Origin of the sequence: Alicycliphilus denitrificans, assembly GCF_044792555.1 — a bacterium.
Lineage (GTDB): Bacteria > Pseudomonadota > Gammaproteobacteria > Burkholderiales > Burkholderiaceae_C > Alicycliphilus > Alicycliphilus denitrificans_A.
The window spans coordinates 1,081,638-1,094,550 of record NZ_CP126238.1 but is presented as its reverse complement, the minus strand read 5'-3'; the positions used below and the strand labels follow the sequence as shown (position 1 = coordinate 1,094,550).

Annotated in this window: 10 protein-coding genes; 5 read left to right on the top strand and 5 right to left on the bottom strand. The window is 63.7% G+C overall.

The window, feature by feature from the left end:
• Positions 1–3 precede the first annotated feature (3 nt).
• Positions 4–975 (bottom strand): AAA family ATPase, encoded by a 972-nt coding sequence (locus tag P7644_RS05130; protein WP_404301998.1) that lies wholly within the window; start codon positions 973–975, stop codon positions 4–6.
• A gap of 159 nt (positions 976–1,134) precedes the next feature.
• The gene (locus tag P7644_RS05125) at positions 1,135–1,974 is read right to left on the bottom strand and encodes an IclR family transcriptional regulator (RefSeq protein WP_404301996.1); all 840 of its coding nucleotides are present in this window, start codon (positions 1,972–1,974) and stop codon (positions 1,135–1,137) included.
• Positions 1,975–2,141: 167 nt separating this feature from the next.
• On the opposite strand from P7644_RS05125, the gene xsc reads away from it, so the two are divergent.
• The 4 genes from xsc to P7644_RS05105 all read left to right on the top strand — a co-directional run bounded on the left by xsc (position 2,142) and on the right by P7644_RS05105 (position 7,026).
• The gene (gene xsc, locus P7644_RS05120; RefSeq protein ID WP_404301995.1) at positions 2,142–3,959 is read left to right on the top strand and encodes a sulfoacetaldehyde acetyltransferase; all 1,818 of its coding nucleotides are present in this window, start codon (positions 2,142–2,144) and stop codon (positions 3,957–3,959) included.
• A 128-nt stretch (positions 3,960–4,087) separates the two neighbouring features.
• The gene (locus tag P7644_RS05115) at positions 4,088–5,080 is read left to right on the top strand and encodes a bifunctional enoyl-CoA hydratase/phosphate acetyltransferase (protein WP_404301993.1); all 993 of its coding nucleotides are present in this window, start codon (positions 4,088–4,090) and stop codon (positions 5,078–5,080) included.
• The gene (locus P7644_RS05110) at positions 5,077–6,138 is read left to right on the top strand and encodes a YeiH family protein (RefSeq protein ID WP_404301992.1); all 1,062 of its coding nucleotides are present in this window, start codon (positions 5,077–5,079) and stop codon (positions 6,136–6,138) included. Before P7644_RS05115 ends, P7644_RS05110 begins: the two co-directional genes overlap by 4 nt.
• Positions 6,139–6,264: 126 nt before the next feature.
• The gene (locus P7644_RS05105) at positions 6,265–7,026 is read left to right on the top strand and encodes a TSUP family transporter (RefSeq protein ID WP_404301991.1); all 762 of its coding nucleotides are present in this window, start codon (positions 6,265–6,267) and stop codon (positions 7,024–7,026) included.
• 54 nt (positions 7,027–7,080) lie between these two features.
• Here P7644_RS05105 and P7644_RS05100 read toward each other — a convergent pair whose 3' ends face one another.
• Genes P7644_RS05100 through hisD form a run of 3 tightly spaced genes read right to left on the bottom strand, consistent with a single transcriptional unit; the run spans position 7,081 to position 11,164 of the window.
• Positions 7,081–8,583: a pyridoxal phosphate-dependent decarboxylase family protein gene (locus tag P7644_RS05100; protein ID WP_404301990.1), complete on the bottom strand. Its 1,503-nt coding sequence runs from the start codon at positions 8,581–8,583 to the stop codon at positions 7,081–7,083.
• A gap of 18 nt (positions 8,584–8,601) precedes the next feature.
• A complete protein-coding gene (locus P7644_RS05095; protein ID WP_404301989.1) occupies positions 8,602–9,843 on the bottom strand; it encodes a DegT/DnrJ/EryC1/StrS family aminotransferase in 1,242 nt (413 codons plus the stop codon).
• Position 9,844: 1 nt separating this feature from the next.
• Positions 9,845–11,164 carry a histidinol dehydrogenase gene (gene hisD / locus P7644_RS05090; protein WP_404301988.1) on the bottom strand — a complete coding sequence of 440 codons (1,320 nt, stop codon included), beginning with the start codon at positions 11,162–11,164 and terminating at the stop codon, positions 9,845–9,847.
• 129 nt (positions 11,165–11,293) lie between these two features.
• Between hisD and P7644_RS05085 the strand changes: the two genes are divergently transcribed.
• Positions 11,294–12,793, top strand: a complete 1,500-nt coding sequence (locus P7644_RS05085; protein ID WP_404301986.1) for a PLP-dependent aminotransferase family protein — start codon at positions 11,294–11,296, stop codon at positions 12,791–12,793.
• The last annotated feature ends 120 nt before the right edge of the window (positions 12,794–12,913 follow it).

Here is a 12,913-nt window from a genome sequence, read left to right as displayed (position 1 = left end):
GCCTCAGGCCACCAGAGCGTGCGATTCGTCGAGCTCGCGATGGAAGCAACGTTGGAAATACTCAGCCACGATGGGGCGCTCGGACTCGTCGCACTTGTTCACAAATGACAGTTTGAACGCTAGCCCGGGGTCGTGGAAGATCTCCACGTTCTCGGCCCAGGTGATCACGGTGCGCGGCGACATCAGCGTGGACAGATCGCCGACACGGAAACCCTGGCGGGTGAGCTCGGCCACCGCCACCATGGAGTTGATCATTTCCTGGCCTGCTGTGTCGGCGTAAGCGGGCACGCGGGCGGTCACGATAGCCACCTCTTCTTCGCGCGCTAGATAATTGAGCGCCACCACAATGTTCCAACGATCGATTTGCGCGTGGTTTAGGCGCTGCGCGCCGTGGTAGAGACCGCTGAGGTTACCCTGGCCCACGGTGTTGGCGGTGGCGAACAGACGGAAATAGGGATTTGGGCGCAGCACGCGGTTCTGGTCCAGGAGCGTGAGCTGGCCGTCGCGCTCCAGGATACGCTGGATCACAAACATCACGTCTGGACGACCGGCATCGTACTCATCAAAAATCAGCGCCATTGGGCGCTGCAGTGACCAGGGCACGATCCCTTCCTGAAACTCGGTCACCTGCTGGCCATCGCGCAATACCACAGCGTCCTTGCCCACAAGGTCAAGCCGGCTCACGTGGCCGTCGAGGTTCACGCGCACACAGGGCCAGTTCAGCCGCGCGGCCACCTGCTCGATATGGGTCGATTTACCGGTGCCGTGCAGGCCTTGCACCATCACACGGCGGTCGCGACTGAATCCGGCGAGCAGGGCCAACGTGACTGCAGGGTTGAAGCGGTAGTTGGCATCGACATCGGGCACGTGCTCGTCGCGCTCGGCAAAGGCCGGCACCTTGAGTTCAGTGTCGATGCCAAACACTTCGCGAACCGACACCATCTCGGTGGGTCGCAGGTTGGTCAGTTCGGTCATGGTGTGTCTCCTATTTGGATGGGCTACCCTCTAGGGAGCCTGTCTGACTTGCAATTCATCGGCTGTAAATCCGGCAAAACCAGTCTTGCTGGAGTTGCTTTGGCTTTCGACGCTCCAAATCCGACAGGCTCCTGAAAGGGCTGGGGTGCTTACGCCCCGTCAAGCGCTTGCACTGCTGCCGCCGACGGGGGCAGTTGCGTCGCGTTCGATACGGCTGATCGCCTGGGCCGCACGTTGAAGGGCGGGCAATAGTTTCAAGGCCTTGTCAGGACCAAGCCGCATGATCGGCGCTTGCACCGCCACACACAGATTGGAGCGGCCGCTGTCGCTGGGAACCAGCACCGCCACGCACAGCAGGCCGGGCAGAAATTCCTCGTTGTCAAATGCAAAGCCCTGGCGCTTGACCTGTTTGATCTCTTCCTCCAGCGCATCCTTGTCGGTCAGCGTCTTGGGCGTGAAGGCTTCGAGTGGCGAATGGGCCAACAGCCGCTGGCGTTGCGCAGGCGTCATGCCCGCAAGAAATATCTTGCCGCTCGCCGAGCAGTGCACGGGCACCCGGGAGCCCGAATGCAAATAAAAGCGCAGCGGCGCGGGAGTTTCCACACGGTCGAGGTAAATCACCTCGCTGCCGCTGAGCGCGGTCAGATTGCAGCTCTCGCCAACCTCGTTGACCAGGGCGCGCAGCACGCCGTGGCGCGCGCCATGAAAGGTGTCGTTGAGCAGCAGGTTCTCGGCCAACTTGCGCAGGCGCACGCCGGTGCCGTATTGCCGACTGTCCGCACCACGCTCCAGTAAGCCCGCATTCTCCAGTTGCTGAAGCATACGGTGCAGGGTGGGCTTGGGCGTGCCGGTCTCCTCGGCCAGGCCTTGCAGAGAGAAAAACTGGTCTTTGGACGCAATCACCTCCAGCAACGCGAACAAGCGCATCGTGGGCGTGTCGCCATTGATCTCGACCGGGGTGGTGGTGGACGTTGGGACGGGGGTGAGCACGCTTTTCATGGACGCATGATATCAATATTCCGAAAAAACACAAAAAATATTCCGAAAAATGAAATTCATATTGACCAAGAAACAGAAGTGCCCTAAAGTTCGCACACATTCCAAAAAACGGAATGTCATGTTCCATATTTCACCCCAGTCGATAGGCCCAGGCCCAGGAGACACTCATGAGCAAGACCCCCTCTGATACCCGCACCGTCGTCAGCGGCGTGCAAAAGATGACGCCTTCCGAGGCATTTGTCGAAACCCTGGTCGCCAACGGCGTCACCGACATGTTCGGCATCATGGGTTCGGCCTTCATGGACGCGATGGACATCTTCGCTCCCGCCGGCATCCGCCTGATCCCGGTGGTGCATGAGCAGGGGGCCGCCCACATGGCCGACGGCTATGCCCGCGTGTCCGGTCGCCATGGCGTGACCATTGGCCAGAACGGCCCTGGCATCAGCAACTGCGTGACAGCCATCGCTGCCGCTTACTGGGCCCACAGCCCGGTGGTGATCATCACGCCCGAAACCGGCACCACCGGCATCGGCCTGGGCGGCTTCCAGGAAGCCAACCAGCTGCCCATGTTCCAAGAATTCACCAAGTACCAGGGCCACGTCACCCACCCCAAACGCATGGCCGAGTACACGGCCCGCTGCTTCGACCGCGCCATGAGCGACAACGGCCCGACCCAGCTCAACATCCCGCGCGACTATTTCTACGGCGAGATCGAGTGCGAGATTCCCAAGCCCCAGCGTGTCGATCGGGGTCCCGGTGGTGAAGCTTCGCTGCAGGCCGCCGCCGAGCTGCTGGCCACGGCCAAGTTCCCGGTCATTCTGGCCGGCGGTGGCGTGGTGATGGGCAACGCCGTGGAAGAGTGCAAGGCCTTGGCTGAGCGCCTGGGCGCGCCCGTTGTCACCGGCTACCTGCGCAACGACGCCTTCCCCGCCAGCCATCCGCTGTGGGCAGGCCCATTGGGCTACCAGGGCTCCAAGGCCGGCATGAAGCTGATCGCGCAAGCAGACGTGGTGATTGCGCTGGGTTCGCGCATGGGCCCATTCGGCACCTTGCCGCAGCACGGCATGGACTACTGGCCCAAGAACGCCAAGATCATCCAGGTCGAGGCCGATCACACCAACCTCGGTTTGGTGAAGAAGATCTCCGTCGGCATCTGTGGCGATGCAAAAGCCACCGCCGCCGAGTTGACCAAGCGCCTGAGCGGCAAGACCCTGGCCTGCGACGCCACCAAGGCCGAGCGTGCCAAGACCATTGCCAGCGAGAAGGCCGCATGGGAAAAGGAGCTCGACGAGTGGACGCATGAGAAGGATGCCTTCAGCCTCGACATGATCGAGCAGAACAAGAAGGAAAAGACCTTCAACGGCGGCGACTATCTGCACCCACGCCAGGTCCTGCGCGAGCTGGAAAAAGCCATGCCCGAGCGCGTCATGGTCTCCACCGACATCGGCAACATCAACTCGGTGGCCAACAGCTACTTGCGCTTCGAAGAGCCGCGCAGCTTCTTCGCCCCGATGAGCTTCGGCAATTGCGGCTACGCGCTGCCGACCATCATCGGCGCCAAGCTGGCCGCCATGGACCGCCCTGCGATCGCCTACGCCGGTGACGGCGCCTGGGCCATGAGCATGGTCGAGATCCTGACCGCCGTGCGCCACGACATCCCGGTCACCGCCGTCGTCTTCCATAACCGCCAGTGGGGTGCCGAGAAGAAGAACCAGGTTGACTTCTATAACCGCCGCTTTGTGGCCGCCGAGCTGGAAAACGAAAGCTGGTCTGGCATGGCCAAGGCCATGGGCGCCGAAGCCATCGTGGTTGACAAGCTCGAAGATGTGGGCCCGGCGCTCAAGAAGGCAGTGGACATGCAGATGAACGAACGCAAGACCTGCGTCATCGAAATCATGTGCACCCGCGAACTCGGCGATCCGTTCCGCCGCGATGCGCTGTCCAAGCCGGTGCGCTTCCTGGAGAAGTACAAAGACTACGTGTGATCACGCAGCGTCTTTGAACTCCGTGGCGCTGCGCTGGTTTTCCCCGCGCAGCGCCTTCTTGATGACATCTGCCCACCGCGACAACGGTTTGACCATCGCGTGAGCAGAGCACCGACCCTGGAGGCCACATGGCTGATTCCCTCGTCTCACCGGTGGCCGCCACGGCACCGGCGCAGGCCGCACAAGCGCCTGCCCACCCCCATTTGAAGTCGCTGGTCGACGCCGCCAAGGCTTGTGGCCCGCTGCGGGTGGCCATCGCCTACCCCTGTGACGCGGCCTCGCTCGGCGCGGCCATCGAAGCGGCCCGCGCAGGGCTGATCACGCCACTGCTGGTCGGCCCAAGCACGCGCATGCAGGCCGCGGCCAGCCAGGGCGGCCTGGACCTCGCAGGTCTGGAAATCGTGGACACCGCCGACAACCCGCGCGCCGCCGCCGCCCAAGCGGCCAGCTTGTGCCGCGAAGGCGCGGCCGCGGCCCTGATGAAGGGCAGCCTGCACACCGACGAACTGCTGGGCGCAGCCGTATCGCGCGAGGCCGGCCTGCGTGGCAGCTCGCGCGCCAGCCATGCCTTTGTAATGGATGTCCCCGGCTTGGAGCGTCCGCTGGTGTTGACCGACTGCGTGGTCAACATCGAGCCAGGCCTGATGGAAAAGCGCGACATCGTGCAGAACGCCATCCACTTCGCCCAGGCCATCGGCATCGAGCGTCCGCGCGTTGCCATCCTCTCCGCCGTGGAGAGCATCAACCCCGCGATCGCCAGCACGCTGGACGCTGCGATCCTGTGCAAAATGGCCGACCGCGGCCAGATCACCGGCGCAGTGCTCGACGGTCCGCTGGCCTACGACAACGCCGTCTCCAGTGCTTCAGCGATCAATAAAGGCATTGTTTCCGAGGTCGCAGGTCGCCCCGACATTTTGTTGCTGCCCGACCTTGAGGCTGGCAACATGATCTACAAGCAACTGGTCTACATGGCCGGTGCCGAGTGCGCGGGTCTGGTACTGGGCATGAAGGTACCGATCATCCTGACCAGCCGCTCCGACTCGATCACCGCACGCATCACCTCGTGTGCGCTTGCGGTGCTGGTAGCTACCCGTGCATCGGGCGTTGGAGCTCGAGCATGAGCGCGGCCGTCTCCAGCGGGCTGCAGCCAGTGAAGTTCGTGCTGCATGTGCTGCCCGGCACACTGCTGGCCGCTGTGGTGGCTATGGCCGCAACCCTGGTCTCCACCCTCCACGGTGGTCCGCAGCTGCTTTATGCACTGTTTTTCGGCGTCGCGTTCCACTACCTCAGCTCGGACCCCAAGGCCAAGCCCGGCATCGAGTTCTGTTCGCGCAATGTGCTGCGCCTGGGCGTGGGCTTGCTGGGTGCACGCATCACCGCCGCGCAGATCGCCGGTCTGGGCTGGTCGACCGCTGCAATCGTGATCGTTGCGGTGGTCACCACCTTGCTGGTCGGCTATCTGCTGGGCAAGCGTCTGGGGCTGGATCGCGCCCAGGGTGTGCTCTCCGGTGGTTCTGTGGCGATCTGCGGCGCCTCAGCCGCGCTGGCGATCTCGTCGGTGCTGCCGCGCACTAAGGAAAGCGAGCGTTTCACGCTGATGGTGGTGGTCACTGTGACTGTGTTGTCCACCGTGGCCATGGTGGTATACCCGCTGATCGCGCGTGCGCTCAACCTACCCCCCGAACTGGCTGGCCTGTTCCTGGGTGGCACCATCCACGACGTAGCCCAGGTGGTCGGCGCAGGGTACATGATTGACCATCCAACCGGTGACTACGCCACCATCGTCAAACTATTCCGCGTCTCCATGCTCGCGGTGGTGGTGGTGGTGGTTTCGGCCATGTTCAAGACCGAGCGCGAGCGCGCAGAGCACGAAATTGCGGCCAATGGCGGCCACGCCGCAGCCAAGAAGCAACCCCTGGTGCCCTGGTTTCTCTGGGTGTTTGTGATCCTGGTAGCGATCAACTCACTGGGATTTGTGCCGGCCGAAGTCGGCAAGGGATTGAGTGATATCTCGCGCCTGTGTTTGGTGGTGGCGATTGCCGCACTGGGCATCAAGACCTCGTTCCAGCAACTGGCCAAAGCAGGCTGGCGGCCGTTTTCCCTGTTGCTGGTGGAGACGGTCTGGATGGCTGTCTTGGTGTTGGCCGCCATCATCGCGCGCCAGCAAGGTTACTTTTGAAACAGTGAGTGCCGCGCCACCTGATGGTGGCGCAGCCCGGCCGTGGCTTTGCGGTGCGTTTTGCATCGGCCCATCGGCGGCTGGCGTTCTGCGGTCGATTGCGTTCTCTGAAAAAATCTCTTCGCCATGTCGCTGGATGCTTTGCTGACTCTCAATACGCTCTGGATATTGCTCTGTGTTGCTTTGGCAGCCTATGTGCAAGGTCTGACGGGTTTTGCCTTTGGCCTCATTTTTTTGGCGCTGGTGGGCATGTTCGACTTGATCCCGATCGCGACCGCGGCCAATGCCGTGACGCTGATCACGTTGAGCCAGACCCTGATCCATTTCCGCGAATTTCCGATCACACCCGAGTGGCGGGTCATCCAGCCGGCGATCTGGCCTAGCTTGATCGGTGTGATTGGAGGACTGGCTTTGCTGTATTGGCTCGGTGACAGCGCTCTTTTCCTGCTCAAGATCGCGTTGGGGGTGTCGGTGGTGGGTTCCGCTGCCTTGCTCGTGATGCGGTTTCAGCCCAAAACCGAGATGGATACAGCGGCCTCGTTTGCGTGGACCGGTGTGCTAGCAGGCTTGATGGGTGGTATGTTTTCCACCGCTGGGCCTCCGCTGGTCTACAAGCTCTATCGCCAGCCTCTCAGTCTGGCGGTGATTCGCCAAGCGCTGTTGGTGATGTTTGGCCTGAGCCAGCTGGTGCGGCTGGCGACGGTGTTGATCACCGGGCAGTTTACGCCGGCCTCAGCCCTTTACGCGGTGCTGGCCGTGCCGTTGCTGTTCGGAGTCACCTGGGGCAACCGGCACTATCCGCTGAAGCTCTCTCCGGTGGCGGTGTCGCGCGTGGCTGCCGGTCTGTTGCTCATGGCCGGCGTGAGCTTGATCGCCACCGCCGGGTAAGCGATCCGACGTGGGGGCGGAAGCGGACAGCAGTGTTTCTGAACAGGCCTGGGCTTAGAAATTCCATTTTTCCGGTGCAAGACCAGTGTTCAGCAGCTCCTGTCCGATGCGGTGCACCTCGCGCACCAGCAGCTCCAGATCGGCGCGCGTGGTGCGGTGGTTGGTGATGTTCACGCGGATGGCGTTGCGCCCATTGACCAGCGTGGTGGACGGCGCGGCGATGCCCTGGGTCTGCAGTTGCACCACGATCTCGTCGTTCAGCACGTCGGTGGTTTTTGCGTCTTGGCCCTCGATCTGGTAGCGGAAGCAGCAAATGTTCATGGCCACCGGTGCCACCAGCGTCATCTGCGGGCATGCATTCACCAACTCGGCGAGGTAGGCCGCCTGCTCGCAGTTCTGTGTGATCAGCGCCCCGAGCTTGGCGGTGCCGTGCTCGGCCAGTTGGGCCCAGACCTTGAGCGCGCGGAAGCCGCGCGAGAGTTCCGGTCCGTATTCCACCGGCCAGGGGTTGCCGGCAGCCAGCCCGCGCGATGCGCCTTTGAGGTATTCCGGGCGCTCTGAGAAAGCGCGGCGGTGCGATTCTTCGGAGCGCATCAGGATGAAGCCAGCGTCGTAGTTCACGTGCAGCCACTTGTGGAAATCAAACGCTATCGAGTCGGCGCGCTGCAATCCGGTCAGGCGTGGGCGCAGGCGCTCGCTCAGAACACCCAGGGCTCCGAACGCGCCATCGATGTGCAGCCAGAGCTGTTCTGCCTGCGCGATATCGGCCAAGGTCTCCAGATCGTCGATGGCACCGACGTTCACAGCGCCTGCTGTGCCGACGATGAGAAAGGGCGTGAGGTTGGCCGCCCGGTCTTGCGCGATGGCCGCCTTAAGTGCCTCGGTGTCGATCTCGAAGCGCCCGTTGACAGCGATCTTGCGCAATGCTTCGGTGCCCAGGCCCAGGATGTCGAAGGCCCGGGCCACGCAGGAGTGGGTTTGCTCCGAGGTGTAACCTACCAGCCGGCCTCGCGCGGTATTTTGCAGCCCGGCTTTGCGGCTGCCGAAGTCAAAGCAGCGGTCGCGCGCCGCTTTCAGGGCAATGACGGTGGCGATCGATGTGCCGCTCACGATCAGGCCGCTGGACGTCGCTGGAAACTGAAACAGCTCGCGGCACCAGTTCACCACCTGCTTTTCCACATACATCGCGCCGTGGTCGCGCCCGCCGAGGTTGGCATTGATGGCTGCGGCAGTGATGTCTGCCATGAGGTTGCACGGCGTTCCCGAGCCATGCACCCAGCCAAAAAAGCGGGGGTGGGTGTTGCCTACGCCGTAGGGCAGCAAGGCCTCCATGTGGGCCTGGGTGGCTTCTGGCCCGATGCCCATGCTGGGCAAAGGCGCCTGGTAGTCCGCTTGCAGCGCCTGTGGCAGCGCGGTCCAGACCGGGCCTTCTCGGTAGCGCTCCATGCGGTCCACCGCAGCGTCCAGCAGGCGGTGGGCCTGGGCGCGAAAGGCGTTCCAGTCGGCGGGATCCAGCGTCTGCTCGGGCGCAAAGGTCGGGTTTGGGTAAGGTTTCATGGCAGGTCTTTCTAGTGTTCACCCGCCAGGCGGGTGGGCGGCAGCAGCGGCGGCGGCCACTTGCACGATTTGGCCGATCAGGCGGCAGTCATCGGACGTGAGCGAGAGCGGAGTACGCAGATCGAGCAACTGGCGCAGAACGCGCTGTGACTGCTTGAGCGGCGCTTGTTCCGGCAAGTAGTGCCAGTGACCGAAGTGGCTGGTGAATGCCGTGGGCACGCGCAGGCCAAACCACTTGATGTACAGACCGCGCGCCGCGCATTCGTTCAGGAAATGTTCGATCTGGGCGGGCGACAAATCGAGCGAGAACTGGATCGAACTGGGCACGAAATCTTCGCGTGCATCGCGCACCGGCAGCGAGATCTGGGGCACGCTGGTAAACGCCTGGGCCAGGTCGTCGTAGATGCGCCGCCAGCGCTGACGCCGCTCGGGCAGCAGCGCGATTTGCGGACGCAGCAGGGCCGCAGCCAGATTGGACATGCGCATGCTGAAGTTGGGCGTGACGTAGCGCCAGCGCTCGAACACCTCGGCCGGTGGGCGCAGCATATGCTGGTCGTACATCATGTAGCAGCCCGACATCAGAATGACCTGCGCAGCGATGTCATCGTCGTCGGTGACCAGCAAGCCGCCTTCGCCGGAGTTGATGTGTTTGTAGGTCTGGCTGCTGTAGCAGCCGATGCGACCAAACGTACCGGTGTGCTGGCCGTCCCAGCGCGCGCCCATGGTGTGGGCGCAGTCTTCGACCAGGGCGATGTGGTGGCGTTCGCAGATAGCCTGCACGGCGCGCAGGTCAGTGATGTGGCCACGCATGTGCGATAGCAAAAACACGCGCGCTCCGCTGCTGGCCGCCTTGTGCTCCAGATCGGCCAGGACGGTGGTGTAGTCGTCTTGCGTCTCGACCAGCACCGCCGAAGCACCGGCGTGCGCAATCGCGCCGGGCACCGGCGCGAGCGTGAAGCTGCTGGTGAGCACCTTGTCACCGGGCTGCACGCCCAGGGCCTTGAGCGCCAGGAACATGGCCGCGCCGCAGGAGTTGACGGCCACGCAGTATTTGGTGCCTACATAAGCCGCATATTCCTGTTCCAGCAAAGAGGGCTCGGGCGTGCCGGCGCCCTGTTCGCCGTAGCGGTGCAGGCGGCCGCTGCGCATCAGCGCCAAGGCTTGCGCGATGGCGGTTTCCGGAATGGGCTCGGACGCGCTCAGATCCTTGCCGAACCACAAACCGTCGGCGGCGCGGGCGGGGGCGTTGGTGGTGTCCATGTCAGTGCTGGTGGCCTTGCAGGGTACCGAGTTCGAACTGCTCTTGCGGAAAGTACTTTTGCAGGCGGATGTCGCCGGTGCGGGCGTGGCCTTCCATGCCTTCCAGCCGGGAAATGCGTGCCGCCACCTGGCCAACCTCGCGGCTGGCTGCGCGGTTCAGTCGCTGGTAGGTCACGGTCTTGATGAACTTGCCCACGCTCAGTCCGCCCGAATACCGCGCCGCGCCCCGGGTCGGAAGGATGTGGTTGGGGCCGGCGCATTTGTCGCCGTAGGCCACGGTGGTTTCTTCGCCCAGGAACAGCGAGCCGTAGTTGGTCAGCCGCTGCAGCCACCAGTCCAGGTCGGATGCCATCACCTGCAGGTGTTCCGGCGCATAGCGGTCGCTGATTTCGCAAATCTCTTCGCGGGTGGGTGCGAACACCACCTCGCCGTAATCGCGCCAGGCAGCGGTGGCCGAGGAGCGGGCCGGTTCCGGCAGCGCAGCGATCACGCGCGGCATGATGGCGATCACCTGCTCGCCGAGCGCGCGCGAGGTGGTGTACAGCCACACCGGCGAGTCCGGCCCGTGCTCCGCCTGGCCGGCCAGATCGGCGGCCACGATTTCTGCGTCGGCGCTCTCGTCGGCAATGATGGCCGACTCTGTGGGCCCGGCGACTACGTCGATGCCGATGCTGCCGAACAGCGTGCGCTTGGCTTCGGCCACGAAACGGTTGCCGGGGCCGACGATGATGTCAGCCGGAGCCTTGGCATACAAGCCGTACGCCAGGGCCGCGATGGCCTGCACGCCGCCGAGCGCTAGCACAGTGTGGGCACCGCACAGTTGCATGGCATAGAGGATGGCCGGGTTGACGCCCGCCTCTTTGTGCGCGGGGGAGGTGGCGACGATGTTGGGCACACCGGCGACGCGCGCGGTGCACACGCTCATGATGGCAGACGCCGCGTGGGCGTAGCGCCCGCCCGGCACATAGCAACCTGCCGTGTTGACTGGAATCAGCTTCTGGCCGGCCACCAGTCCGCTCATCAGCTCGACTTCAAATTCGGCCAGCGAGTCGCGCTGGCGCTGGGCGAAGTCGCGCACCCGCTGGTGGGCGAATGCGATGTCTTCGCGCACCATCAGCGGCACGGCCTTGACCGCCGCGGCGATGTCGGCCTCATCGAGCACGATCTTGCCGCGATAGCCGTCCAGATCGCTGGCGTAACGCTCCACCGCTTCGCGACCTTCGCTCTTGATGGTGGCCAGCATGCGCTGCACGGTCTCACCCGTGGCCGCGTCGATGGTGGCCTGGGGTGGTGTGGCTTTTTTCAGGTATTCGGTGGTCATGGTGTGCCTGTGGGTGCGTTGGGTGGGGGTGGCGGTGAAGAGGTGTTGGAATGCTAGGCCTGTGCGCGATGCCGTGTTAGATCCATAATGGGTTTTCTTTGGTGCCAGAATTCCATCGCCAGCCGCCCCATGCGTCCCGCCCAATCCGTTACCGACATCTGGGTCAAGCTGCTGCCCCGCTTCGAGGGCAGCAGCGCCACCTTGCAAGGCCGCATCAAGGAAATGATGGTGCGCAGCATTCTGGATGGCTTGGTGCCCAGCGATGCCGCCATGCCACCCAGCCGCAGCCTGGCGCAGGCCCTGGGTGTCTCGCGCAACACCGTCTCGCTCGCGCTGCAACGGCTGGTGGACAAGGGGTTTCTGGTCTCGCGCGAGCGCAGCGGCCTGTTCGTGAACCCCGACATCGTGCTGGGTCAGGCCGGTCGCAAAGAGCCCGATGAAAATTCGGGTGACGACCTGGGTTGGCGCGCGCGTTTGAAGACCGCCGTCAGCCAGCAGCGCAACATCGCCAAGCCTGCCCAATGGCAAGACTTCGCCTACCCCTTTGTGTACGGCCAGTTCGACGCAACGCTCATGCCTCTGGCCGACTGGCGCGCGTGTTCGCAGCAGTCGTTGCTGGCCCCTGCGGTGCGCCAATGGTCACAGGACCATGTGGACCGCGACCACCCGGGCCTGGTCAGCCAGATCCAGCACCGACTGCTGCCCGCGCGCGGTATCGTGGCGCAGCGCGATCAGATCCTGGTCACGGCCGGTGCGCAGATGGCGTGCTATCTGCTCGCCCAGGTGCTGATGGGCCCAGAGACGGTGGTGGGAATGGAGGATCCCGGCTATCCCGATGCCCGCAACAACTTCGCGCTGCGCAGCAGCCGCATGCTGTTGTTGGCGGTGGATGAGCAGGGGCTGCTGCCCTCGCGCAAACTGGGGCAGTGCGACTACGCCTACGTCACGCCCAGCCACCAGTGCCCCACCAGCGTCACCATGCCACTGACGAGGCGCCAGGCCTTGCTGGACATGGCGCGCAAGAAGAACGTGGTGCTGTTTGAAGACGACCACGAGAGTGAGCTCAATTTTTCGGGAAGACCCCTGCCCGCACTCAAGAGCCTGGATTCGGACGGGCGTGTGATCTACCTCGGCAGTCTGTCCAAGACCTTGGCCCATGGTCTGCGCCTGGGCTATATCGTGGCTGCGCCCGAGCTGATCCGCGAACTGCGGGCGCTACGGCGCCTGTTGATGCGGCACGTGCCGTCGAACAACGCCCACATCACCAGCCTGTTCATCGCCCAGGGCCACCACGACGCCTTCATTCGCAAGCTCAACGTCACCTACCGCGAACGCCGCCGAATACTACTGGAAGCGCTGTCGCGCTGGCTGCCCGACTGCACCGTGAGCCAGGCCCACGGTGGCTCGGGCGCCTGGGTGCAAGGCCCCATCGGGCTGGACGCCACAGTGCTGGCAGAGGCGGCTCAGGCGCGCGGCGTGCTGATCGAGCCGGGCAGCGTGTTTTTCGCACACCCCACCGCCGCGCGGAGCCGCTGCTTTCGCATGGGTTATTCGGCCATCCCCAGCGCGTCGATTGAAGCGGGCGTGCGCGAACTGCAGCAGGCGTATATGGACTGCATGCGTTTCTAGTGACACCGAGTCGCATCTGATGGCGGCCCCATGTCTGCAACCATGCCTCTTGCGGGCATCTCGTTACACACAAGTCCAGATTAGTGATCCAACACGCTATTTAATTGCCCTCACCCCACG